The 25728-nt window shown below is 61.5% G+C and carries 20 protein-coding genes; 5 read left to right on the top strand and 15 right to left on the bottom strand.

Annotation, left to right across the window (positions count from 1 at the left end):
- Positions 1-184 precede the first annotated feature (184 nt).
- Both AC19YX_RS20660 and AC19YX_RS20655 read left to right on the top strand, forming a co-directional pair.
- On the top strand, positions 185-481 hold the full coding sequence (locus AC19YX_RS20660; protein ID WP_500606884.1) for a helix-turn-helix domain-containing protein: 297 nt from the start codon (positions 185-187) through the stop codon (positions 479-481).
- Complete coding sequence (locus AC19YX_RS20655; protein ID WP_500606883.1) at positions 478-1743, top strand: type II toxin-antitoxin system HipA family toxin; 1266 nt, start codon at positions 478-480, stop codon at positions 1741-1743. Before AC19YX_RS20660 ends, AC19YX_RS20655 begins: the two co-directional genes overlap by 4 nt.
- Positions 1744-2158: 415 nt before the next feature.
- Here AC19YX_RS20655 and AC19YX_RS20650 read toward each other — a convergent pair whose 3' ends face one another.
- From AC19YX_RS20650 to yaaA, 14 genes are all read right to left on the bottom strand, one after another.
- Complete coding sequence (locus AC19YX_RS20650; RefSeq protein ID WP_201129555.1) at positions 2159-2434, bottom strand: short-chain dehydrogenase; 276 nt, start codon at positions 2432-2434, stop codon at positions 2159-2161.
- Positions 2435-2976: 542 nt separating this feature from the next.
- Entirely contained in the window at positions 2977-4428 is a 1452-nt protein-coding gene (locus AC19YX_RS20645) for a mannose-1-phosphate guanylyltransferase/mannose-6-phosphate isomerase (protein WP_078469912.1), read from the bottom strand.
- Positions 4429-4544: 116 nt separating this feature from the next.
- Positions 4545-5198 (bottom strand): alginate O-acetyltransferase AlgF, encoded by a 654-nt coding sequence (locus AC19YX_RS20640; protein ID WP_020298391.1) that lies wholly within the window; start codon positions 5196-5198, stop codon positions 4545-4547.
- A 14-nt stretch (positions 5199-5212) separates the two neighbouring features.
- Entirely contained in the window at positions 5213-6388 is a 1176-nt protein-coding gene (locus tag AC19YX_RS20635) for an alginate O-acetyltransferase (protein ID WP_500606882.1), read from the bottom strand.
- 11 nt (positions 6389-6399) lie between these two features.
- Complete coding sequence (locus tag AC19YX_RS20630) at positions 6400-7965, bottom strand: MBOAT family O-acyltransferase (RefSeq protein WP_201129558.1); 1566 nt, start codon at positions 7963-7965, stop codon at positions 6400-6402.
- A 153-nt stretch (positions 7966-8118) separates the two neighbouring features.
- Entirely contained in the window at positions 8119-9234 is a 1116-nt protein-coding gene (locus AC19YX_RS20625; RefSeq protein ID WP_078469915.1) for a mannuronate-specific alginate lyase, read from the bottom strand.
- 7 nt (positions 9235-9241) lie between these two features.
- Positions 9242-10702, bottom strand: a complete 1461-nt coding sequence (locus tag AC19YX_RS20620) for an alginate O-acetyltransferase (RefSeq protein ID WP_421548006.1) — start codon at positions 10700-10702, stop codon at positions 9242-9244.
- An 11-nt stretch (positions 10703-10713) separates the two neighbouring features.
- On the bottom strand, positions 10714-12288 hold the full coding sequence (gene algG, locus AC19YX_RS20615) for a mannuronan 5-epimerase AlgG (protein ID WP_421548327.1): 1575 nt from the start codon (positions 12286-12288) through the stop codon (positions 10714-10716).
- 41 nt (positions 12289-12329) lie between these two features.
- The gene (locus AC19YX_RS20610; RefSeq protein ID WP_078470225.1) at positions 12330-13808 is read right to left on the bottom strand and encodes an alginate export family protein; all 1479 of its coding nucleotides are present in this window, start codon (positions 13806-13808) and stop codon (positions 12330-12332) included.
- A gap of 35 nt (positions 13809-13843) precedes the next feature.
- Entirely contained in the window at positions 13844-15355 is a 1512-nt protein-coding gene (gene algK / locus AC19YX_RS20605) for an alginate biosynthesis TPR repeat lipoprotein AlgK (RefSeq protein ID WP_500606881.1), read from the bottom strand.
- Between the two features lie 2 nt (positions 15356-15357).
- Positions 15358-16527: an alginate biosynthesis protein Alg44 gene (locus AC19YX_RS20600; RefSeq protein WP_078469918.1), complete on the bottom strand. Its 1170-nt coding sequence runs from the start codon at positions 16525-16527 to the stop codon at positions 15358-15360.
- A gap of 35 nt (positions 16528-16562) precedes the next feature.
- Positions 16563-18044, bottom strand: coding sequence for a mannuronan synthase (gene alg8, locus AC19YX_RS20595; protein ID WP_446739662.1), 1482 nt, complete (start codon positions 18042-18044; stop codon positions 16563-16565).
- Positions 18045-18138: 94 nt separating this feature from the next.
- Positions 18139-19455, bottom strand: coding sequence for a nucleotide sugar dehydrogenase (locus AC19YX_RS20590; RefSeq protein ID WP_020298401.1), 1317 nt, complete (start codon positions 19453-19455; stop codon positions 18139-18141).
- An 811-nt stretch (positions 19456-20266) separates the two neighbouring features.
- Positions 20267-21046 carry a peroxide stress protein YaaA gene (gene yaaA / locus AC19YX_RS20585; RefSeq protein WP_078469921.1) on the bottom strand — a complete coding sequence of 260 codons (780 nt, stop codon included), beginning with the start codon at positions 21044-21046 and terminating at the stop codon, positions 20267-20269.
- Positions 21047-21233: 187 nt separating this feature from the next.
- Between yaaA and AC19YX_RS20580 the strand changes: the two genes are divergently transcribed.
- From AC19YX_RS20580 to AC19YX_RS20570, 3 genes are all read left to right on the top strand, one after another.
- Positions 21234-22358 carry a polysaccharide deacetylase family protein gene (locus AC19YX_RS20580; protein ID WP_500606880.1) on the top strand — a complete coding sequence of 375 codons (1125 nt, stop codon included), beginning with the start codon at positions 21234-21236 and terminating at the stop codon, positions 22356-22358.
- A 349-nt stretch (positions 22359-22707) separates the two neighbouring features.
- Positions 22708-24102 (top strand): PhoH family protein, encoded by a 1395-nt coding sequence (locus AC19YX_RS20575; protein ID WP_078469923.1) that lies wholly within the window; start codon positions 22708-22710, stop codon positions 24100-24102.
- 142 nt (positions 24103-24244) lie between these two features.
- The gene (locus tag AC19YX_RS20570; RefSeq protein ID WP_500606879.1) at positions 24245-25165 is read left to right on the top strand and encodes a LysR family transcriptional regulator; all 921 of its coding nucleotides are present in this window, start codon (positions 24245-24247) and stop codon (positions 25163-25165) included.
- Here the strand turns inward: AC19YX_RS20570 and AC19YX_RS20565 are convergent.
- Entirely contained in the window at positions 25162-25608 is a 447-nt protein-coding gene (locus AC19YX_RS20565; protein WP_500606878.1) for a DMT family transporter, read from the bottom strand. The genes AC19YX_RS20570 and AC19YX_RS20565 overlap by 4 nt on opposite strands.
- Positions 25609-25728: the final 120 nt, after the last annotated feature.

Raw genomic sequence — 25728 nt, 5'->3', positions numbered from 1 at the left:
GAGTCGGGGCTGGAAAGTTCCCTGCCGCTTGAAGGCTGATGGCCCTTATACGTTTTGCTCTAGCACTCTCTGCCTGATTTTTGTGGACCATATAAGGTCTTCTATTTCGATAAATCGCCTATAATGGATATCAGGTTGTCCATATTAAGTTAAGTGCCCACTCGCTTGGGCAGGTCTTTCAGTTATGTCACTGACTCGCTTTATGTACACCCCGTCCGAGATCACGGCCGAGATCGGAAAAAACGCCCAAGCCCTCAGGTTGTCAAAAAATCTGTCGCGCAAAACCTTGGCTGAAAAATCCGGGGTGCCGGCGTCGACGATCAAGCGCTTTGAGCTGCAGGGAGCCATTTCCCTGGAGTCGATGGTCCTGCTCGCGGCGGCTTTGGATGAGCTTGATCCGCTGCTCAAGTTGTTCAAGCCGCCTTCGCCAAACACGCTGTTTGAGCTGCAAAACTCAAAACGCCAGAGGGGCACCCGATGACTGAACGAGGCATCAAGAAGTACAAGCCGATCGAAGAGTTGGGCGTCTTCATGCATGGCCGTCAGGTGGGGCTGCTTAGCTGGAACCGCCAAGGCACTTACTTCACCTATGCCAAGGAGTGGCTGACCCAGGGGTTCAACCTGTCGCCCCAACTGGCCTTCGACGAGAGGCCGCAGCAACCCGATACCCATCTGTTTCTGGGCCTTCATGGGGCCTTCGCCGATTCTCTTCCCGACGGTTGGGGCTTGCTGTTGATGGGGCGTTTTTTTACCGCGGAGTATGGATCGCGGGTTACCCACGGCCTGACTCAGCTCGACCGTCTTGCCTACATCGGCAACCGGGGGATGGGTGCCCTCGAGTACTACCCCATGTCGGAAAAAGTGGCCCGGGAGCCCATCAGCCTTTCAGCGTTGTATGAGGCATCGGTCCAGGTCCAGGTGGGGGAGACGGTTGAGGTGTTGAAAGCGCTGCGGATTGCCGGTGGCTCGCCGGGGGGCGCCCGGCCCAAGGCTGCCGTTGCGTTTTCGGCGGATCTGTCCCAGGTGGTTTCGGCGTTTGAACCCTTGCCGGAGGGCTACGCGCACTGGATCGTGAAATTCAGGTCCCTTGAGGAACCCTGGTCCATGGGCGCGATTGAATGCGCCTACGCCCGCATGGCCCGCGCCGCTGGAGTCGATATGGCTCACAGCGAGCTCATCACCGTGCCCTCGGAGCAGGGCTGGAACGAGCGTTTCTTTGCCACCCGGCGCTTTGATCGCAAGCACAATCAGAAAGTGCACATGATGACCGCCGCCGGGATTTTGCATGCGGACTTCAGAGTTCCGTGCCTGGACTACAAGGACTTGCTGAGGTTGACGTTCGCCCTGACCAGGAGCGCCAAGGAAGTGGAGAAAATGGCCCGGCTCATGGTGTTTAACGGCTTGGCCCACAACTACGACGATCACGCGAAGAACTTCGCTTTTCTGTACGAAGAGAGGCAAGGCAATCAGGACGGGCAGTGGGTGCTGGCGCCCGCGTACGACCTGACCTTCTCTACCGGCATGGGTGAGCACACCACCGCGTTCGATGGCCAGGGGCGTCCGTCGAGGGCGGCGATCAGGCGCTTGTGTGCGGACTATAAGTTTCTCAAGCCGGATGACTACATTGATCAGACGCTGGAGGCGTTGGGCAATTGGGAAGCGGTGTTTGCTGAGCTGGGTATTTTGGCGGCTGATGGGAAGGAGATCTTTGAGACGCTTGCGGATGTTCATGCGCAGTTTTAAGCGCTCGGTGTCCAGGGCTGGGATGTGTGCTGCTGTTTTGTTCGGGGCGGTCTGCTAGCCGGCCTGGTTTTTTGCGGATTGGGTGCATATCCGTTGCTGCGGTAACGGCGGCTTAGGGTTTCGCCCTTACGGCGAGGTACTTTTGGCAAACGCCCGGAATGCCGGCCCAGCCAAAAGTAACCAAAAGGTCTCGCCCCGAGCGTACGGCCCTCGCTGCGCTCGGGTTCCCTCGTTCCGGCGTCCCTCAGGGGGCATCGCTACTAGCGATGTCATCGACTGCGTCGAGGGGCGCTACGCGCCATTCCCCTGATGAACACCTCCACTCGGCCTGCCGAAGGGGCGGGTGGATCAAGATCAAACGCCTGTTGGCGCGCCCTACCGGGCGGTGCTTGGGTGGGGGCGGGTGGTGTGGGTGTCAGCTCAGGTGCTGGCTGCCACGAATACGCCGACCCAGTACGTCCAGCAGATCGCATCCATCGCGCAGGAGGATGACGCTGGCGTGGGCGATTTGTGAGAGGTCGGTGGCGTCGGCTTGACGGTTGTCCATATGGACGATGCTTTCCATCAACTGGGTGACCGCAAGGATGCGGTAGGCGGCGCTGGCGTGAAGTTCGTCCAGGGGCGCGCGGGTGTCGATGAACAGGGTGGGAGTGGAGGATTCGTTGCTGGTTAGCGCGATGCGGTCCGTCATGGTGTGTTGCTCCTGAAATAAATAGAGCTGCCACTGGATCGCCGTCAAACGAATGGGGTGGCAACTGTACGCAGGTTGACGGACCGGTCTCAGGAACCCGGCGCATCCGAAGATGCCCCACGCACAGTCGCCATAAGACTTTTTGCGAGCGCAGAAGAGCGCAAGCAGAGTCGAGGAACTATGCGTCCTGAAAGTGTTGCCGAGCCGTCAAACCCGATCACGAATGAGTCGTGACAGGCGCGAGGATAGGGAGGCCCGCTGGGGCGGTCAACCCGATATTTGTAGCGTGACGCTACACCTGTAGCCGCTGCCGCCAGGCTGCGCTGGCCATCAATCACGCCACCAATACACCTGACACATCACGGCGTATTCAAAGGCCAGCGCAGCCTGGCGGCGGCGGCTACAGGCCCCCTCAAAAAAATCCCCCTGGCCCATTGCCTGCGGATAGGGGACGCAGGCAATGGACCAGAGGGTTGAAGGTATTGCTGACAACGGCGATCCGCTTTTACTTGCAGCTTGCCGCTTGAAGCTTTCCGCTGCGCTTACTGCGCGATTGTCTTGACCGACACGCCACGTTCCACCGGGGTGGAGCGGCCGTAGATGTCTTCAAAACGTTCGATGTCGTCTTCGCCCAGGTAGCTGCCCGATTGCACTTCGATGATTTCCAGGGGGATTTTGCCTGGGTTGCGCAGGCGGTGGACCGAGGCGATGGGGATGTAGGTCGACTGGTTTTCGCAGAGCAGGAACACGTTTTCGTCGCAGGTGACTTCGGCGGTGCCGCTGACCACGATCCAGTGTTCGGCGCGGTGGTGGTGCATTTGCAGGGACAGGCAGGCACCCGGCTTGACCGAGATGTGCTTGACCTGGAAGCGTCCGCCCATGTCCACCGAGTCGTAGGAGCCCCACGGACGGTAGACCTCGCAGTGGTTCTGGGTTTCGCTGCGGCCCTGTTCGTTGAGGGTGTTGACCATCTGTTTCACGCCTTGGACCTTGTCCTTGTGGGCGATCATCATGGCGTCCTTGGTTTCGACGACGACGATGTTTTCCAGGCCGATCACCGACACCAGTTTGCCGTTGCCATGGATCATGCAGTTGTGGCTGTCCTGGATCACCACATCGCCTTTGCTGACGTTGCCGTTGGCGTCTTTTTCATGCACGTCCCACAGCGACGACCAGCAACCCACGTCGCTCCAGCCGGCGCTCAGCGGCACCACGCAGGCGCGTTGGGTTTTTTCCATCACGGCGTAGTCGATGGAGTTGTCCGGGCAGCAGGCGAAGGTCGCTTCGTCGATGTCCACGGTGTCGGCGTCCTGCACGCTGCGCTCCAGGGTCAGCAGGCAGGTGTCGTAGATGTCCGGATCGTGTTTTTTCAGCTCTTCGAGGAAGCGGCTGGCGCGGAACAGGAACATGCCGCTGTTCCAGAAATAGCCACCGTCCTTGACGAATTCGGTGGCGCGCTTGTGGTCGGGTTTTTCGACGAACTGGGCGACCCGGCTCACGCCTTCGGGCAGGTGGATATCACTGCTGGACTTGATGTAGCCATAACCGGTTTCCGGTTTGGTGGCCGGTACGCCGAACAGCACCATCTCGCCACGCTCGGCGGCCACGGTGGCCAGGGCCAGGGCGCGCTGCAGGGCTTTCTGGTCGTCCAGCACGTGGTCGGCGGGCAGCACCAGCATCAGTTCGTCACGGCCTTCGTTGACCAGCATCATTGCGGTCAATGCCACGGCCGGTGCGGTGTTGCGACCGAAGGGCTCCATCAGGATGCGCTGCGATTCCAGTTTGCGGGCACTGAGTTGCTCATTGACGATAAAGCGATGGTCCTTGTTGCAGACCACGATCGGGGTGTCCATGCCGTCGAACACCAGGCGCTCCAGGGTCTGCTGGAACAGGGTCTGTTCGCCGGTCAGGGCGAGAAATTGCTTGGGGAATTGCTTGCGCGAAAGCGGCCAAAGACGTGAGCCGCTACCACCTGACAAGATCACCGGAATCATGTTGTTACTCCTTCAAATATCGTATGGGTTAGAGCTACTGCGTTCTGTCGTTTCACTCTTGTTTTTGTCTCGTTGTCGCCGCTGCCTCGTGTCTGGGCAGCGGCGACAGATTCTGCTTAGCGCGTCGACACGGGGCGTTTCACCCACACTGGCGACAGGCTGCTGCCATTGCCGGTGACGTAGAGCACGGCGGCTTCACCGCGCTCCAGGGCCACGGGCTTGAGGTCGCTGACTTTTTTCTCGCCGTCGTACAGGGCGAAGCTGACCTTGACCGGGTTGATCTCGCGCTCGCCGCGGCCCTTGGCGGCCACGGCCTTGACCACATCGGTCTTGCCGTCGGCGGTTTTCAGGGTCAGGGATTTGTCGCTGAGGTTCTGCACCCGTACCAGGGACTTCTGCTTGTTCTTGAACGGCGGTTCTTCGATCAGTTGCGGTTGGCCGCTGGCGTTGTTGACCAGGGTGTAATAGTGGTCGGCGGCGAGTTTGACCGGCACGGTCTGGCTGCCGACCTTGGCGCTGTAGTCGCCGCCGGGCATGAAGCTGAAGTCGCTGCTGGCCAGCGGGGCGACGTCGTTGAGGTTGGTGCTGCCGACGGTGGCGCTGACTTCGCTGTTGCTGGCGTTGTAGATACGCACGAAGGACGAGCCTTTAGGCGCGGTCGGGCCGTAGAGCGCGGCGTCGCCGGCGAAGGCGGACATCGACAGCACGCTCATGCCGGCGGCCAGAGTGAGGGCCTTGGCGAGACGACGCGGAGTAGTAGTGAAAGTCATGGTGTACCTCTCTTTCAGTTTTGCGCCCGGTCGGGCGTCTCGGATTTGTTGAGTGCAGCTACGTTTTGTTGGCTGGCGCCGGCTTTTTTCAGCTCGGCGACCCACTGCGGGTCGGCGTCGCCGATTTCGTTGTTCACAGGCAGATAGCGTTCGGGGAATTCCCAGATCAGCACTTGCGGCGGATCGTTTTTGAAGGCGTCACTTTTCAGGTAGCTGAGCATCGGCAGGATCGGGCCGTGGCCGTCTTCGGCGTAATTGACCACGTCGCTGTGCAACGCCTGCTTCAGTGCGCCAACGAAGTTCCAGTTGGGGTTGGCGCTGTAGCTGGTGCCGATCAGCGCCACCGGGACCTGGTTGTCGGCGAACAGCGCATCGTCGGCGGCCGGCTGGTCGTCGGCGGCGCGGGTCACGCGTTTTTGCAGCGGCTCCTGGGCCGGCATCAGGTTTTCGAACAAGGGGTCCAGGGGCAGGAACAGGCGCAGGTCACCCTTGTGCTCCACGGTCTGCTCGGCTTCGGTGACGAAGCGCTGCGGCTGGCCGCTCAGCGGGGCTTTTTCGGCAATCGCCTTGGCCAGTTGCCGGGCGGCGATTTCGGCGCCGCTCGGGGTCCAGTGGGTGTCGGTGCGCAGGAACACTTGCTCACCCTGTTGCTTGGCCTGTTGCAGCGGGCCCAGCAGGTCGGGGGCGAGGATCTTGTCGGCCGCGACCCGGGCGTGGAAGTCCTGGTAGAGGTTGGCGTGGATGCTCGCCGGCTGCACGTCACCCAGGTGTTCCGGGTACAGGCGGACCTTGGCCGGCACGATCGCCATCACCAGTTTCACGCCTTTGGCCTTCAGGGTCTGGCGCACGCCTTCGACCAGGGCGTAGTTGCCTTGCAGGTTCAGTTCTTCGTTGACGATGGGGTTGAATTCTTCATCGCTGTACAGCCACTGGTCGCGGCCCAGGACCACGCCCGGACGACCTTCGTTGAACAGCTTGAAGTCCAGCGCGGCCCAGAGGTTGGTGCCCAGGCGCTTGATCGGGAACTCTTTGTCGTAGTGGGTTTCCACGGCCTTGGTCCAGCGTCCGTTGAGTACGGTGGCATCGCTGTTGGTGCTGAAGCTGAAGAAGCTGCGCACCGACCACAGGCCCAGGACCATCAGGGTCACCAGGAACAGGGCGATATAGAAAATGCGTAATGAGCGGGTCATGGGCAGATCCCTCAGAACTGGAAGTAAAGGAACGGCGAGAAGCTTTGCGCCGAGAGTTTGAGAATCGAGGCGATAAACAGCAGCAGCACCAGGGTGCGCATCAGGTAGCGCGGCCAGTCGGCAGTCCAATAGGCCGGTTGCACCTGGGCGTCGGTGCCCACGATGTAACCCGGCTGGTGGATGCTGCCGGGGTTGTCGCCAGGCACAGCCTTGATCAGGCCGGGCTGGGCGGCGGCCGGGCCATCGCTGGCGGTGCTGACTTCAGGCTGGGTCTTGACGGGCGGACGGTTGCGGTAGAAGTCCCGCAGGCCGAAGAACGCCAGGGTCATGTAGGCCACGATCAGGGTTGCCACTTGCAGGCCGGTGAGGCTGGCGCGGTTGAGTTCCGACAGCGACCAGTCGCCAAAGCTGAACATGGCGCCGTACATGCGTCCGGCCACGTGCAGGTTTTCCGCGCGGAAGATCACCCAGCCCATGACCACCAGGAGGAAGGTCAAGGCCCAGCGGATCGGGTTGAAGCTGCGCGGCGAGGTGTTGAGGCCAATGGCTTTTTCAATCGCCAGCCACATGCCGTGCCAGGCGCCCCAGACGATGTAGGTGATGTTCGCCCCGTGCCACAGGCCGCCCAGGAGCATGGTCAGGAACAGGTTGCGGTAGGTGGTCAGGGTGCCTTTGCGGTTACCGCCCAGGGTGATGTACAGGTAGTCCCGCAGCCAGGTGGAGAGGCTGATGTGCCAGCGCCGCCAGAACTCGGTGATTGACTGGCTGATGTAGGGCTGCTTGAAGTTTTCCATGAAGCGGAAACCCATCATCAATCCCAGGCCGATGGCCATGTCGCTGTAGCCGGAGAAGTCGAAATACAGCTGTGCGGTGTAGGCCAGGGCGCCGAGCCAGGCATCACCCGTGGTCGGGTTCTGCAGGGCGAAGCAATGGTCGGCCACCACCGCCAGGGTGTCGGCGATAAACACCTTCTTGATAAAACCCTGCATGAAGCGCGTGCAGCCTTCAGAGAATTTATCCAGGGTGTGGGTGCGGTTGTTGAACTGGTCGGCCAGGTCGCGAAAGCGCAGCACGGGGCCGGCGATCAGGTGCGGGAAGATCGCCACGAACGCCGCGAAGTCGATCAGGTTGCGAGTGGCCGGGGTGTCGCCGCGGTAGACGTCGATGATGTAGCTGATGGACTCGAAGATGTAGAACGAGATCCCGATCGGCAACAGGATGTGGGTCAGGATGAACGGCTCCAGACCATAGGAGGTCATCATCGCGTTGATGCTGTCCACGCCGAAGTTGGCGTATTTGAAGTAGCCGAGGATGCACAGGTCGACCCCGACCCCGAGCAGCAGCCAGCGCTGGGCGGGTTTGGTGCGCACACCGGCGGCGCCCACCTTGAGGCCGATCCAGTAGTTCCACAGGGTGACGCCGGCGAACAGCGCCAGGAAGTCCACGCGCCACCAGGCATAGAACACATAGCTGGCGATCAGCAGCAGCAAGTTGCGATAGCGTTGCCCGCTCAAGTAGTACAAGCCGAGAAAGATCGGCAAGAACAGAAACAGGAACACATTGGATGAGAAAACCATCCCGATCTCTCCGTGTTTAACCAATAGACAGAGGCCGCAGCCCCCCCAAACCCCCCCCGTTGGAAAACGGTTGGGTTGTTACCCTGTTGCAAAGACTTCATGTAGCCAGGGAGTCAGCTCCCTGGCCGCACCCGCGCTCGACCGGCATCCGTTTCAAGAGCCCTTTTCATGGGACGGGTCATAGACCTTGGTCAAGTCGCCGCCGAGGCGGAAGGTCTTGAACGGCTGCATCTTGTGCTTGCGTTCCAGCACCTCCGGGCCACAGGTGTAGAGGCTGCAGAAGGGTTCGAGCCAGGCGAATTTGGAGTCGACCTTGAGGTCGGTCATGTCCTGTTCCTTGCCGTTCTTCTTCTCGAAAATATCCGGGTCCTTGACCCCGGCCAGCACCTGGTCACCCAGGCGCTTGAGGGCGCCGTTGTTTTCCTGGCGCAGGTCCACCCCGTTGACCTGGGCGAAGCTGGCGATCATCGCCAACGGCGGCAGGGCGTAGTTGTGGTAGGCCAGGGCGCGTTGCTGGCGCTTGAGTTCGTTGGGCAGGAAACCGTCGGCGTCGACCTGGTTGGCGCCGACCTTGTATTCCTTGACGGCCCAGTCGAACAGGTCGCGGCGGTTGGTGGCGACGGAGGTCGCCATCACCGACCAGGCGGCCCAGTACGAGTGATTGTTGGTTTTTTCCAGCGGCAGGTTGTCCCAGTCGCTGACCACCTGGTCGGCCATCTTGCTGAACCAGGCTTCGATCAATTGCGCTTCCTGCTGGTGGGCGGCCAGGGGATGGGAGTCGGAGAACTTCAGGCGGATATAGGCCGAGGCCATGCTGCCCAGGGCCCATTTGCGCATGGACTTGCCGGTGTGGTTGAAGTCCTTGGACATCAGCGCGTCGGCCTTGGCCCAGGAGGTCAGCCAGTTGAGGGTGCATTCCAGCTGTTCCGGACGACCGTCACGCATGAACTGCATCACCCGTTTGCTGGTGCCGCGCTCGAGCTTGGTGATGTCGGCGGTGGTGTCGCGGAAGGCTTTTTCCGACTGCACATTCAGGGTCGAACGGGCCTTGTCCGAGCCTTCGTACTTGCTGCGAAACTGCAGGGCGCCGGTATAGGGCGCGGGCATGGCATCGCAGCCTTCGCTGTTGTCGCCAGTCTTGAACTTGTCCACCGGCGCAAAGTAGCCCTGGGGCGGACGCAGCGGGGCGGCGGCCTGGGTGCTGCCGGCGAACATCGCCAGGCTGAGCAGGGTCGGTGTCAGGAGTTTTTTCAGCGTTGCAGTTTGCATAGAAACCTCATTGCCCGATTTGCGCGGTGCGTTGCCCGGCGCTCGGGAATACGTTGCGTTTGCAAATTTTCGCTTCGACTTTCTGTCCTGCGGTGCCCGCTTCGGGGCCCTGGACTTCGACCGCCAGCAGATTCTGCGAGGCCCAGTCTTCGTCAGTGCGCAGTTCAAAGGCGAAACGCCCATCGGTGTCGGATGTTTCCGGTTTTTCGATCTTGATGTCCTCGTGGCGCCCGTTCATGTACCAGAGGGTGGCTTGCAAGGTTTTCACCGAGGTGTCGGCGAAGCGGATATCGACCTGATGACTGCTGTTGCGCAGGTCCATGTTCTTGCTGTTGACCATCAGCTCGTTCTTGCCGGGCTTGAGGGTGGTGCTGCCGCTGAGCTGGGCGTCTTTGCCTTCGCAGCCGTTGTCGAGCAGCGCCATCATCTGCCGGTAGATGGTTTCCTGGTCCAGGCGATACAGCGGAGAGAATTCCCAGATCAGGATCTTCGGCGGCTTTTTCTGGAATTCTTCGCTGCCCAGGTACTGCAGCATCGAGCCCTCCAGGCCACCGCCGGGGAAGGCGACGTTGAGGATATCGGCGCCCAGTTCCTGCTGCAGGAAGCCCGAGAAGTTGTAGTTCTTGCCGCTGTGGCTGGTGCCCACCAGGGTGATTTCCGGGTTGCCGGAATCGCCGAACAGGTCGCCATCGCCGGCCTCGCCCTTGGGCTCGGTGGTGAACTGGTCCATGTACTGCACCGCGTAGCTGGTGCCGCACAGTTGCCCGGCCATGTTGTGCAGGGTGCCGGTCTTGCCCATGCGCCCTGATTTGTGGGTCTCGAATTCACGCTTGGGAATGTCGGCGAAGGCCGGCATCTGTTTGACTTTTTCCGCCACGATCTTCGCCGTGCGCTGGGCGCCGTAGGGGGTCCAGTGCTGGTCGCCACGGAAGTAGAAGTCATGGGCCGGCAGGGTGTCGGGCAGCTGTTCGTTGGTCAGCGGCGACAGGTCCGGCACCACATAACCCATCTGGGCAAAACGGCCGAGCATGCCCTGGTAGCTTTTCAGCGCCTTGTCATAGTCGAAGCGGGCCTTCTGCTCGGGGTTGAGTTTGTTGCGGTTCACCAGGCCCCGGGTCGGCTGGTAGACCACCACCAACTCCACGCCCTTGCTCTGGAAGGCATCGTGCAGTTGCTTCATGCGCCGGAAGCCTTCCGGGGTGGTGTTGAATTCGGTGCGCAGGTCTTCCTGGGTGCGGAACAGCCAGTCGCCCTGGGCTTGTACCAGGGTGGTGAAGTTCTGCTGGTAGCGGGTGACGTAATTCTTCGCGTCGTGGGCGGCCGGGCACAGGTTGCAGCACGGCTCGGCGCTGAATGTTGGCGCCTTGGCCTCGGCAGCCGCGTCATCGGCGCGGGCGCCGGCGCTGGCAGCGAGGATGCCGGCGGTCAACGCCGACAGGCTCAGGATCTTGATCAGGTGTGGGTGCATAAAAGTCATCCTCAATCGCGCAATTCGGTCTGGCGTTCGACGGGGTCGATCAGCACCGCTTTTTGTTGGCGCACCAGCAGGTCGAGAATCTCGTCCTGGCGCTCGCCGAGAATCCCCGAGAAGCTGATGCCGCTGCTTTTGGTCGGTGCGAGCATCGATACGCGGTACAGCTCCACGCTCAGCGGCGAGTCGATGGACATCGGGCCGCTGCCGTTGGCCGCCAGTTCGCCGCCGACCACGATCAGCGAAACCTGGGCATCGAACGGATCGAGCTTGATATCGCGGTCGGTGTCGGAGAGGTCCTTGATGTGGCCATAGACCCCGGTCAGGCCGTTGGCCATGGAGATGTTTTCGTAGAGGCGGATATTCACGCTGTTACGAATGCGGATGCCGTGGCGCTTGTTGCTCAGCACCTTGTTGCCCCACAACAGGTTGTCGGCACTCTCGTAGAGGGTGATGCCGTCGGTGTGGTTGCGGTAGATCTCGTTGTAGGCGATCACGTTGTTGATGCTGTTGCGGTCGATCACCAGGCCCGAGAGTTTGTTGTCGAAGCTGCGGTTGTTGAAGATGAAGCTGTCGTTGACCTCGCGGGAAATGATGATCCCGTGCTTCTTCTTGGTCCCGTGCACGGTGTTGTCCGCGATGATCAGGCCGTGGGAACGGTCATGGGGGTCGATGCCGTAGACGATGTTGTCTTTGTAGGTGTTGCCCTTGACCACGAAGTCGCGGGTTTCGTAGCAGTAGAAGCCGTACCACATGTCCGAAAACTCCGAGCCGACGATCCAGCCGGTGGGTTCAGGGCGCTTGAGGACCTTGGCCATGTTCGGCGTGTATTGGGAAATACTCACGCCGTAGGACTTGCTGTTGGCGTAGCCGAAGCTGGCCATCTGGCTGTTGACGATGTAGGTCTCGGTGCCGCCCCAGGCCAGCAGGAACGGCCGGAATTCCTTGGGCGAGCGGAAGGTCGCCGGGCCGTTGTCCTTCTCGCGCCAGCCGGTGACCTTGGTGTCACGCACAAACAGCTGGCCATCGTTGACCAGGAACGAACCGCCTTCCTGGGACAGGCGCAGCTCCTTGGTCTGCTGGTCGATGTCGAGGATGCCGTGGCGTCCGACCACGATCGGGATCCTGGCCAGGTAGACCCCGGGCGCGGTTTCGCTGATGTACTGCTTGGGCAGTTTTTTCACCAGGTCCTTGAGGTTGATGTAGCCGTCGTCGACGAAAATCGCCTGGGGGATCCCGTGCTGGCGCACCACCCACTCGGCCATTTTGTTATCGCCGCCGATAAAGTCCTTCAGGGCGTCTTCCTGCATCATGCGGCGCACGCTGATCTTGCCCGGCTTGCTGCGCACGATCTTGGCCGCGGCGGCCTCGGCGGTGTAGCCGGAGAGGTCGGGCAGGGTCGGTTTGGCCAGTTCCAGCGGCTCGGTCGGCGCGCTGCTGACGGTGTAGGTCTTGGCCTGTTGCAGTTCCTTGGCCACGACTGGCGCCTTGGCCGGCTCGGCCGTCGCGAAGGCGGCCGAGCTGGCCAGCAGCATCGCGCCGGCCAGCAGGCTGAGGCAGCCTTTCGCGGCATGGCTGTTCATGGGGTAGCAATTCATCGTGGGCACTCCCTTCGCGGTTCGCATCAGAAGCGCCAGATCACGTCGATAAACGCGCGGTGCATGTACGAGTCGACGTCTTTGCCGTAGGCATCGCCGGGCTTGAACACGCCGCCGCGAAAGCGCACCAGCGCCGAAGGTTCGTCGATGGATTGGCTCAGCGCGGCGGGCAACAAGCCTTGCTTGAAGTACTTGGTGACCACCAGGTCCATCTCCTGGCCCAGGTCTTTCTTGCCGTCTTCAGGCAGCGAGGTGCTGGAGATCAGCGCGCCCGAGCCGTCGTAGGTGTTGTCGAACGCGCTGATACCGTTGCTGCCCACCGGCTTGTTGCCGTCCACGCGCCAGAACTTGTGGTAGATCAGGCTGGCGTCGTATTCGTCGTTGAGCATCCACGAGCCGAACAGGGTGGCGGTCTGCATGTTGTTCATTTCGCCGCGGAAGGCTTCGCCGAAACGGTGCACCCGCGAGCGGGTCCCGGTGTAGTTGGAGCGGTTGCTTTCCAGGCCGTTCTGCTCGTAGTCGCCGCTGGCGCGGGCATAGGCCGCGCCGACTTGCCAATGAGGGTCCAGGCGCAGGCGCACACCCAGGTCGGTGGCCCAGCCGCTGATATCGTCGCTGCGCTTGGCCTCGGCCGGGCGGCTGCCGTCGGTCGTCAGGGCGTTGACCGTGTCGCGGTCGCCGCGCATGCCGGTCAGGCTGGCCCAGTAGTTGACGGTGTTGGTGTTGCGCCAGTTATAGGCGTCGCTGTCGGCGGTGAGGCCAAGCCAGCTGATGTCACCGTTTTCTTTCTTGTCCAGGGAGTCGGCTGCTTCACCCGGGGTCGGGTAGTCGAGCTTGCCGTCGTCATGGGTGTGATGGCCGCGAATGCCCACCCAGTTGCCCGGGGTCCACTGATAGGCGGCATCGCCGTAGACGTGCAGGCGATCCTTGTCCTTGGGCGCCAGCTCTTTGAGGTCGGTGCGGTACTCGCTGAAGCGTTCGGCGGCGCCGACGTTGGCCCGCAGCAAGGTGGTGTCGAAGGTCCAGTTCAAGGCTTCGATATTGGTGTCGCGCCATTGCCCGTCGTCGTTGCGCAGGCGCTGGCGGCCGAGTTTCAACTGCTCGCCGGGGTAGGGCGTGAAGCCGCTGTAGCCGACCCAGAACTCGCGCATCGCCAGGTAGTTCTTCTTGGTCTTGCGATCACCGTTGTCGGTAGCCTGGGTGCCGTCGCTGTCGGCCTGCTGCAGGGTGTCGGTCTCGATGATGTCGGTGGACGTCACGGCCTGGCCCATGGCGTAGGCGCTCCACGCGCCACGTTCGCCGTAGACCCAGGGCCGCAGGTCCAGGCCCAGGCCGTTGACGTCGCCGCCGCTGGCGGTGCCGAGGTCGCGGTCGTCTTCGGACTGGCCGGTGATTTTCACTTCCAGGCCGAAATTCTTGGTGTCGGTCATGGCCGCCAGGGACGGCGTCGACCAGACCAGCACGCAACCCAGGGCGATGCCCAGTTGCGAGAGACGAAAGCGCATGCCTGTCGCCGCGGTGTGGAATGGGGAATTGCGGGTCATAGGGTTTCCTCGCCGTCTTCTTCTTGCAGGGCGTGCAATTGCAGCGTGTTCTGGCTCAGGGTGCCGCGCAGGGCTTGTTCCTGTTGCAGCAGGCGCTGGGCTTGGGCGCGCTGGGCAGGCGGCAGTTGGGTGTCGAGCTGTTGCGCAAGCTCATTGGCTTGCGGGGTGTTCTGGGCTTTGGCCAGTTGGCTGAAGACGTAGGCGTTGACCGGGTCGGGCTGGGTGCCCTTGCCCTGGGAAAACAGCTGGGCAATGGCGAAGTCGGCGCTGTTCTGGCCGTTGCGGGCGGCCGTCAGCAGGTGGTCCAGGGCCTTTTGCGGATAGACCTGGCCCAGGTAGCCACGACGGTAGATCTGGCCCAGGTAGTAATCGGCGGCCACTTCTTTGCCCACGGCTTTCTGGAAATGTTCCTCGGCGACCTTGGCGTCGGCCGGGACCCACTTGCCTTCGTAGTACAGCTTGCCCAGTAGCAGCTCGGCGCGTGGCTGGTCGGCAGCACGGCCGTTGTCCAGGTATTGCATCATCTTGTCGACGTCGCCCAGTTCCGGGAAGTCGTAGAGCAATTGCGCCAGGCTGACCCAGGACGCCGGGTAGCCCGGGGCGACCTGTTCCAGCAGGGCCTGCGCGGTTTTTTCGTCGGGCTTGCCCAGCGTCGCATCCCCCAGTACCCGGGCCACGCTGTCGACGCGCTGGGCGCTGACGGTGCCGCGGCTGTAGCCGGCTTGCAGTTGCTTGAGCAGCTCGGCCTGTTGCTCGGGCTGGCCGCGTTTCTGGTACACGGTGGCCAACTCGACGTAGCAGATATCGGTGCTGTTGAGCGCGGCCTTGCAGATGCGCTCGACTTCATCCAGGTGCTGGTCATAGGTGCCCTGGGTGCGATACAGGAGCACCTGGGCCAGGCCGGCTTCAGGGTAGCCGGCGGCCTGCCATTGGCTGATCTGTTGCTGGGCGTTGATGTTGGGGAAGCTGTGGGGGTATTGCAGGTACAGCATCGCCAGGGGAATCAGGGTATTGCCTTCGCCATTGGCAAAGGCTTTTTTCAGCAGGCCTTCGGCCTCGTGCTGCTCGGCTTCGGTCGAACCCGGCTTGGCCACCAGCAGCCGGCCAAGGCGGGCCTGGGCCCGTGGCGAGGTGTCGGCGGCGGCGCGGTAAGTGGCTTCGGCCTGCTTGATCTGCGCCGGGTCGCGGCTTTCGACCTGGATATCGGCCAGGCCAACCTGGGCCTCGCTGTAGCCCAGGTCCGCCAGCTGGCGGTAGTTCTGTTCGGCCAGGGCGGTGTCGCCACGCTTCAGGGCTTCGTTGGCCAGGCGCTGGTCGGGCAGGCCGGCGCAACCGGCCAGGGCCAGGGCGGCAACCAGGGGCAGCACCGATACCTGCAGCCGCCGCAGGCTGCGACGATCGAAAGCAAGGCGCTGGCCAGGGCAGGCCGCGCGTTGTGTCAGGAGTCCGCTGTGTGGCCGGTCGCAGCCTGGGGCCGCGGCGACTGAGGTATGGGTAGGCACTGTCATGGTTACAGACCCGCAGCCATGGCTTTATCGATCAGCCAGTTCATGGAAGGACCGCGATCGCTGCTGACTTCCACCGGACGCCCGGCGAAGGTGCTGCTCAGCGGGGCATCGGGTTTGATCTGGACCCGGATATCGGACGACAGGTCGGCGCTGTTGAGGCTGGTGCTGCTGACGATCTTGCCGGTGCGGGTGCTGTCTTCGCCGGCGATCTGGAAGCTCACCGGGGTGCCCGGGCGGACGTCGGCGAACTGGCGATAGGAGAAGCGTGCCTCGACATTGGCCTGGCTGTTGCGCGGCACCAATTGGAAGATCACGTCGCCTTTGCTGGCGTACTGGCCGTCGGCGACCATCTGCTGGGCCACGGTGCAGTCGCAGGGCGACGTCAGGGTGCCGGTCATCTGCTTGCCGAACAGCTCTTCGACCTTGGCCGGTTGCAGCTGATCTTCGTCCAGGTGGCCCTTGAGCACGTCGAGCATGCTGGTGCTGAAGGTGGCCAGCGGTGCGCCTTTGGCAGCGACGCCGTCGGCCTGCACCAGGCTTTGCACGGTACCGTCGCGAGGCATGGTCACGTTCATCCCCGGAACGTTGACCAGGCCGGCCTGGGCGTGGCTGACGAAGTACATGCCGTACACCGACTTGAGGATGAAGCCGAAGGCGGCCAGGCCGACGATGAAGATCCCGGCGCTGAAGGTCACGGCACGCAGGCGGCCGAAGGCGGTCATGCCGTGGCCGCCGTCCTTGACCTTGCGCGCCTTGGTGAAGTTGTCGCGTTGCAGGGTGGCGAGCACGTCGCCCATGGTCACGATATCGCCGGACAGGTGGGAGGTGATCAGGTGACGCAGGGTCGAAATGTCCTGCTGCTCCAGGTTCTGGAACTGGCAGCCGACGCGGCCGGTCTGGCGGTCGTGGGAGCGGATCTGCAACTCGACGTCCATGGCCAGGCCGAGGTTGTCGATGACGAATTGCAGACGGCCTTTATGCACCTCGCCGACGGTGAGCACCTGCTGCCCGGCGTTGAAGCTCAGGCCGCCCGCGGACAGGTCGTGGACCCGGACTTCCAGGGGCGTACGGTCGGTCCCGAAAAAGCGCAGCTTGGCCGGGATCTTGACCCGGGCATGTTGGCGTTGGGCTTCGGATTCATGCACTACGTTGACGTTCACGGCGGTGTTCATAAGGGCTATTTCCTAGTTAATTCAGGCAAGGCAGGTCAGACCATCAGCAGCAACACGGCGACGAACACGCTGCCGGCAGAGAAGGTCATGGTCCGAGACGACCAGGTGTTGAACCAACGTTGAAAGCTGGCGAGATCACGGGTCAGTTTGGTGTCCTGGCGGGTCCAGGACTGTTGGTCGAGGCGGAAGAACACGTAGATCTTCACCAGCGCACCGACGATCTGGTTGTAATAGAGAATCAACGGGTAAGCGGGGCCGATCCGGTGCCCGGAGCAGGACAGCAGCAGGGTCAGAATCAGGCGGGTGATGCCGATCCACAGCAGGTACGCGAGGATGAAGGCAAAGCCGTATTTGAAGCTGGCGATGATCGCCACGGTCAGGCCGAGCAGGGAGGTCCACATCGACACGCGCTGGTCGAACAGCACCACGCTGGTGAACAGCCCCAGGCGTTTCATCCCCAGGCCCAGGGCCCGGGAGTTCTGCCGCAGGTTATTGCCGTACCAGCGGAACATCAGTTTGCGGCTGGCCTTGATAAAGCTCTTTTCCGGCGGGTGCTCGACGGTGTTGATCGCGGCATCCGGCACGTAGAAGGTGTCGTAGCCCAGGCGCATCAGGCTGAACCAGCTGGACTTGTCGTCGCCGGTGAGGAACTTGAAGCGGCCCAGGCGCCAGTGTTGCAGCGAGTCGCTTTCGACGTCGGCGATGAAGTCCGGGTCGGTGACCACCGTGGCGCGGAATACCGACATGCGCCCGGTCATGGTCAGCACGCGCTTGGACAGGGCCATGGAGCACATGTTGATGTGACGCTGGGCGAAGCGCAGCTTGTGCCACTCGCTCATGATGTAGCCGCCACGTACTTCGCAGAACTCGTTGGTGGTCAGGCCGCCGACATTGCCGAACAGCTGGAACCAGGGCACGGTCTTGCGTACCACGCCTTCGGCCAGCACCGTGTCGCCGTCGATCACGGCCACCACGGCGCGGTCGTCCGGCAGGTGGCGGGAGATGGCGCGGAAGCCGAACGCCAGGCCGTCACGCTTGCCGGTGCCGGCGATGCGTACGAAGTCGAGCTTGACGCGCTCCGGCGGGTTCATCTTGGCCCACAGGCTTTTCACCAGCAGCTCGTCGGACATTTCCACGAGGGAGCAGACCACGGTGGTGGGGAAGCCGCATTCGATGGCTTCACGGATCACCGAGCTGTAGACCTGGGCGGTGGTCAGGGCATCGATGCGAAAGCTGGTGACCATCAAAAACACATGGGATGGATCGGCGGCCTTGCCCAGCTTGCGCACTTTGCGCCGCAGGTGCGGGTAGACCACGTACAGGAACAGCATGCCGCGCAGAAAGTGCGTGGCCCCCATCGAATAGCGCCAGATGCCTACGGCGCCAATCAGGAAGATGAAATCCTTCGACTCGGCGTCAAAGGTCGAGGCGGGCAACGCCAGGGCGAGACCCATCAACAAACTGAGGTAGAACAGCCAACCGGCGGCTTGTAACAGGCTGTGCTTGAGCCATTGCATAATCAGCATCCTAAAATCAGTTGCAAGCTCCAAGCCGCAAGCTCCAAGCGCGGAGCCCTTGCTTACGGCTTGTAGCTTGAAGCTTGCCGCTGCTTTACCAGCAAATGCCTTCGGTACGGCCACTGACGCTGGTGGCCTTGGACATGAAGCCGACCAGGTCGATCACCTGTTTGCCGTGGGGGGCGGTTTCGGCCAGGGCGCGGAACTTCTCGTCGCGGTTACCGAGGATGATCACGTCGGAGTTGTCGATCACCGAGTCGAAGTCCGAGTTGAGCAGGGACGAGACGTGGGGGATCTTCGATTCGATGTAGTCCTTGTTCGCCCCGTGGACCCGGGCGTACTCGACGTTGCTGTCGTAGATGCTCAGGTCGTAGCCCTTGCCGATCAGCATTTCCGCTAGCTCCACCAGCGGGCTTTCTCGCAGATCGTCGGTGCCGGACTTGAAGCTCAGGCCCAGCAGCGCGACTTTGCGCTTGTCGTGGCTCTGGACGATGTTGAAGGCGTTCTGCACCTGGGATTCGTTGCTGCGCATCAGCGAGTTGAGCAGCGGCGCTTCCACGTCCAGAGAGCCGGCGCGGTAGGTCAGGGCGCGCACGTCCTTGGGCAGGCACGAGCCGCCGAAGGCAAAGCCCGGGCGCATGTAGTACTGGGACAGGTTGAGGGTCTTGTCCTGGCAGACCACGTCCATCACTTCACGGCCGTCGACGCCGACCGCCTTGGCGATGTTGCCAATCTCGTTGGCGAAGGTGACCTTGGTCGCGTGCCAGACGTTGCAGGTGTACTTGATCATCTCGGCCACCGCGATGTCCTTGCGGATGATCGGCGCGTCGAGCTCTTCGTACAGCGATTGCAGGACGTCACCGGAAGCGGTGTCGAACTCGCCGATGACAGTCATCGGTGGCAGGTCGTAATCCTTGATCGCGGTGCTTTCACGCAGGAACTCGGGGTTGACCGCAACGCCGAAGTCGACGCCGGCTTTCTTGCCCGAGCAGTCTTCGAGGATCGGGATCACCACATTGGCGACGGTGCCCGGCAATACGGTGCTGCGAACCACGATGGTGTGGCGGGTGGTCTTGTCACGCAGGACAAAACCGATCTCGCGGCACACGGCTTCGATGTAGTTCAGCTCCAGGTCGCCGTTCTTCTTGCTCGGCGTGCCGACGCAGATCATCGACAGGTCGGTATCGCGAATCGCCTCGGCGAAGTTGGTGGTGCCACGCAGGCGACCGGTCTCGATGCCCTTGGCCAGAAGTTCGCCCAGGCCCGGTTCAACGATCGGCGATTTACCGGCGTTGATCATGTCGATCTTGTCTTTGGCAACATCGACGCCAATCACGTCATGGCCCCGTGCAGACAGGCAACCGGCACACACTGCACCGACGTAACCCAAACCAAATATGCTGATGCGCATCGCATTTACCTCTGTGTTATTCATGCCATTAAATGGCTGGAGTTAATGTTTGCCAGCTGTAGTTACGCACTCGGAAGTGCAGCGAACAGGCGCTGTAATGCCGTGGCGGGCAGACTAATTTCCGAGTGACTAAATAAATGCACTCAAGTTGTGCGCAACTTGGCCTTGTTGTAAGGGCTTGCCCTTGAATGTAGCCGGCCGTCCGTGGGAGGGCCTTTCCGAGCTTCGCTGCAGGCCCTGTGGCAATGGCTGTAAGCCATGACGGGCGTGCGTTGGCGGCGCTTTCGGAAGCGCTGAATAGGGGCTATGCCTTGGCCTTGTAGGGGATAGTAATGATGCGTTATCTCCTGTCCTTAAAGGGTTAGTTCAAGTTTTAGACTGTGCGGTCAAACTTTGAAGCTAACTTGCCTAGTGTTAGTTGCCTGCGTGTAAGTCATCTCTTACAGCGACGATGAGAATCGTTACCGGTGGTATGAGCGGTGGTTAAGGACATAGTTCCGACCCACTCATCCTGTTTTCTGAAATTTCTTGAAATACGGACAAAGATGGCACTGCTCTCATATTGATGGCACGTGCGGTTTGAACCTTTAGTTATGGGGAGTTGCAAGGCGGGGATACTTTTGTGCCACTACCGTTAAAAAAAACAAGTGCCACTACTGAAAAAAGTCACATCTGTCGAGTGAAAGAAAAGTTATAAATTCAGAACAAAGGCTATTCGCGTCAACTAAATGACGCGAAAAGATCGGGGGAGTATGGGAAGGATGTAAAGTTGGCGCGCTGATTGTAGGACAACAGCGCGTGGAGACGTGCTTTATTCCGGGGCGTGGTCGCGCAGAAACACAAGGTTTTCCGGTTTTGACTGTTCGGCGCTATAGCGATAACCCTGCACATCGAATTGCTTGAGGGCGGCCGGGTCGTTGATGCGCTCTTCGATCACAAAACGGCTCATCATGCCGCGGGCTTTCTTGGCATAGAAGCTGATGATTTTGTACTGGCCGTTCTTCAGGTCCTTGAACTCGGTATTGATGATGCGTGCATTCAGTGCACTGCGTTTCACCGCCGAAAAGTACTCGTTGGACGCCAAGTTGAGCAGCAGGTCATCCCCTTGCTCGGCCAGGGCTTCATTCAGCCATTCGCTGATGCGTGTGCCCCAGAAGGCGTACAGGTCCTTGCCACGGGCATTGGCCAGTTTGGTGCCCATCTCCAGCCGATAAGGCTGCATCAGGTCCAGGGGGCGCAGCAGACCGTACAGGCCGGAAAGCATGCGCAGATGCTGCTGGGCGTAGTCGAACTGCGCTTCGCTGAGGGTCTGGGCATCCAGGCCGGTATACACGTCACCCTTGAAGGCCAGCAGCGCCTGTTTGGCGTTGGCTGGGGTGAAGGCCGGGTTCCAGCTGCCGAAACGCGCGGCATTGAGGCCGCCGATCTTGTCGGAGACATGCATCAGTTCGCTGATCTGGGCCGGGCTCAGTTCGCGCAATTGCTCGATCAGCTCCTGGGAATGGTCCAGGTATTGCGGCTGGGTAAAGCGCTGGGTAACCGGTGGGGTCTCGAAATCGAGGGTCTTGGCGGGTGAAATCACCATCAGCATGAAGTCGTCTCCTGTAAGCGTCGGGGGATTCTAGGGGCTTGGGCGCCCGGACTCCACCTATGAAGGCGATAGGTGACGCAAGGTGGGGGTGCTGGGCGTTGTGGCGGTTGGCGCGGGAGCAAGTGCCCTCGCCACAGGGGAGGATCGGCTATAGTGCGGCGCGGGTTTTGTTCTGGAGGCGTTTGTTTTGCGTATCGCATTTGTTTTTTCGGCCTGGCTCATGAGCTTTGGCGCCCTGGCGGCGGCCAATGACGTGGCGACCCTGGATCGCAGCACCTGGCCAGAGAAGCTCAGCAGCCCGACCCTGTTCGACGTCGCCTCGCGCGCCGAGATCCTGACCTTTGCCCGCACCCTGCTGGTCAGCGAAGCCTGGGACGAGGCCTCGCTCAAGCAGCGCCTGGGTCTGCGCATCATTAATAGGGAGGCGATCGATGCGTTGCGTCAGCGCCTCTGGCAGCGCCTGCTGAGCAATTACAACTATGCCCAGCAGAGCTGCGACCAGGACGCGTCTTTTTGCTTCCTGGTGGAAGACATGGACAGCCTGCGCGAGCAGGCCGGCAAGTTTCACCTGGGGGACGATTCCTTCTATATCCGCTGGGCCGAGCCGAGCCGGGCGTTTCATGAGCAATACCTGGACGAGCTGTTGCGCAAGGCTGCGCTGTTCCCGCAGACCAGCAGCGAGGTCGCCCGCTTTGGCGACTACGAGCGCAATGGCGACGAACTCAACGACCGCCTGTTTCTGCTGACGTTCGACAGCGCCGCCAACCTGGCCCCCGACAACACCCCGTGGTTGACCGACTACCTGCGCAAGTCGAACCTCAACGGCACCTTCTTCGTCCTTGGCAGCGATATTCAGAACCGCCTGAACCAGGCCTCGGTGGCCAGCCTGCAGTCGTTGTACTCGCGGCAGTGTGTTGGCGTGCAGGGCTGGGAGTACCGCTCCCACAGCCACTGGCAGGACTGGCAGTACTCGGTCCAGCGCAGCGCCGAGCTGGTGCGCAACAAGCTGCCGGAAAACTATGTGCCCCTGTTCCGCCCACCCTATGGTCAGCGCCGCGCCGACGCCCAGGCCTTCTTCAATGCCCAGGGGTTGCAGGTGGCGTTGTGGGATATCGACGCTCAGGACGGTCCGGGCAAGCTCAAGGCTGAAGAGAGCGGCCAGCGGGTCCTGACCCTGATGTTGTTATGGCGGCGCGGCGTGATCGCTTTCAACGCCAAACAAGACACGGTCAAGGCCGCTATGCCCTGGTTGCTGACACAAACCGCGCAAAGCGGGATTGGTTGGGAAGACTGCCAGGATGCCTTTCGCTGAAAGCCGTAAAAGCCCGCAAATGCTGGGTTTTTGGCTGGATAGGGGCGATTTTTGACGAGAAATGGTTGCAGGCGGACTTCCGACTTTAACGGTGGACGGGCAGCGCGCCAAGGGCTATTCGTCACCCTGAAAAATAAACTTCAAAAAAACGTCAAAGTGCTTTTTCCTGTCACAGGTTTTGGAGTATTACCAAAGTCAGACCGCCGAAACCTGCAACACAGGTGGCGTCTTCCAAGACTCCTTTTGTGTTCATGTCGCCCGAGCCCCCACGGACGAACTCGGTGGTCCTTTCGAGGCGCAGCACCGCCATGGTATTGCGTCGACTGGCTCCCACATAAGGTGACCGAGTATGGATGATCACGGACGCAGCCCTTCTTCCAACCAGCCAATCCTTTATGTACTCGATACCAATGTATTGATTCACGATCCAAACGCGCTGTTGAACTTCGAAGAGCACCACGTCGCCATCCCGATGATCGTTCTGGAGGAACTCGACAAGCTCAAGAGCGGCCATCACAGCGTTGCCGCGGAATGTCGGCAGGCGATTCGCCTGATCGACAAGACCCTAGGCGAAGCGACACCGGAAGATGTCGAACTGGGCGTGCCTATCCAGCGTGGCAAGAGCGGCCCCAAAGGCCTGTTGTCGATCCTGATGACCAAGCGCTCGGAGCCCAACAGCCTGCTGCCGGAAAACCTCAACGACAACATCATCATCAACCAGTTGATCGACCTGCACGCGCGCGAAAAGGACCTGCGCGTGGTGCTGGTGACCAAAGACATCAACATGCGCCTCAAGGCGCGCGCCTGCGGAATTGCGGCCGAGGACTACAGCACCGACCAACTGGTCGACGACGTGTCCCTGCTGCCCAACGGTTTCCACAACATGACCGGCTCGTTCTGGGACCGCGTGAGCAAAGTGGAAACCCGTCAGGACCATGGCCGTACCTGGCACCAGGTGCAGCTCATCGACAACCTGCCGGCGGTGCACATCAACGAATTCATCATCGACGAACAAGGGTTTGTCGGCTGGATCAAGGAAATCCGCGCTGACACCTTGCTGATCCTCGACCTGCATCAGGAGCCCCTGCTGCACCAGGAAGCCTGGGGCCTGAAACCGCGTGACATCTACCAGGGCCTGGCGCTGTATGCCTTGCTCGACCCGGACATCCACCTGGTCAACCTGTCGGGGGCCGCCGGTTCGGGTAAAACCATCCTGGCCCTGGCTGCCGCCATTGAGCAGACCATGGTCAGCAAACGATATCGGCGGATCATCGCCACTCGCAGCGTGCAGGGTCTGGACCAGGAGATCGGCTTCCTGCCCGGCACCGAAGCGGAAAAAATGGAGCCTTGGCTCGGCGCCATCACCGACAACCTCGAAGCCCTGCACATGGATGACGAAAACACCCATGGCAGCGTCGACTACATCCTGAGCAAGGTGCCGTTGCAGTTCAAATCCCTGAACTACATCCGGGGTCGCAGCTTCCAGCAAAGCCTGATCCTGATCGATGAATGCCAGAACCTGACCCCGCACCAGATGAAAACCATCATCACCCGTGCCGGCGCCGGTTCCAAAGTGGTGTGCCTGGGCAACCTGGCGCAGATCGACACCCCTTACCTGTCCGCGACCAGCTCCGGGCTGACCTACCTCACCGAACGCTTCAAGGACTTCCCGAACGGCGTGCACATCACCCTGCAAGGGGTGCCACGCTCGATTCTCGCGGAATACGCCGAAACCCACCTGTAACCCATGCAGTTGTGAATGCGGGCGGCCCTTGGGTCGCCCGTTTTGTTTGCATCGCGCACCGGGCAACCGGGTATTCTGGGCGCCGATTCAGACCCGTGCCCTGGCCCCGGCCATGGCGTGCGCCCGCCCAGATGAGGCCAGGATGAGCACCCAGTTACTGCGTAACATCGACTTGAACCTGCTGGTGGTGCTCGACGCCCTGCTCACGGAGAAACACGTGACCCGCACCGGCGAGCGCCTGCACCTGAGCCAGCCGGCCATCAGCCACTCCCTGGGCAAGCTGCGCACCCTGTTGGACGATCCGCTGCTGATCCGCGACGGCCATGAGGTGGTGCTCAGCGTGCTGGCGCAGAACCTGCGGGCGCCGCTCAAGGAGATCCTGCGCCAGGTCGAGACCCTGCTCGGCAAGACCCTGGACTTCGATCCGGCCAGCTCCGAGCGCACCTTTGAGCTGGCGATGTCCGACTACGGGGCGGCGCTCATCCTCCCGGGTTTGCTGGTGCGCCTGCGTCGCGATGCGCCGAATATCAGCCTCAACGTGACCCAGGGCAGCCGCCACGAGATGTTCGAACAAGTGAGCCGGGGCAAGATCGACTTGGCCCTGGGGGTATTTCCCAGCCTGGGGCCGGAAATCGCCATGCAGGTGCTGTTCGAGGAAACATTTTCCTGCCTGGTGGACCGGCAAACGTTGCCTGCCAGCGGCGTGCTGGATCTGCCCGAGTACCTGGCCCGGCCCCATTTGCAGGTGTCGATAGATGCCAGCCTCAACGGTGAAGTCGACAGCCAGTTGCGCGCCCGTGGGTTGCAGCGACGCGTGGTGGTCAGCGTGCCCCACTGGCGGATCGCGCCGCAGATGATCCTGGGCACTGACCTGATCCTGACGGTCGCCACCCGCACCCTGGATCAAGCCGCAGCCGACCCGCTGCTGCTGTGCCTGCCGCCCCCCCTGGCGATTGCGCCATTCCCCTTTGTGCACATCTGGCATCAGCGCTTCAGTGATGATCCGGCCCATGCCTGGTTGCGTCGGCAGGTCAGCGAGGTGGCGGCCGCCCCTAGGGTTTAACCGCGGGTGGTGATGACAAAACCGCCGACTACCACCAGTACCCCGACCAGCTTTTGCAGGCTGATGTCCTTGCGCGGCAAGCCCACCAGGCCGAAATAGTCGATGATCAGCGAGATCACCAACTGGCCGATGATCACCGCCATGATGAAGTTCAGTGCCCCCAGGCGTGGGGCCATCAGCAGGGCGATGGTGATGTAGAGCACGCCGGCGATCCCGCCCATCCAGATCCACCAGGGGGCGCCTGACAAGGCGCTGAGGTTGGGCTTGGGCACTTTGATCACCAGCAGCACGACCATCAGCGCCAGCAGGCTGACCAGCAGCGAAACCCCGGTGGCCCACAGTGGGTGGCCCAGGAGCGCCCCCAGTCGGGCGTTGGTCCCGGCCTGGAGGGGGACGGCGAACCCGGCAAGCAGGCTGAGAAGGATTGGAACGAGCAATGTCATGCAATGAACTCCTGTGTTTTCGACCTTGTACGGTGATTCGCCGACCCCGGCCAATTCGTTGTTCTGATGCCGTGCATTCCCCAGGCTGATGGCCCTTGGGTGGGCCAGACGCTTGCGTGG

This window comes from Pseudomonas sp. MF09150 (genome assembly GCF_059862355.1).
This window is presented reverse-complemented; position numbering and strand designations above follow the sequence as displayed.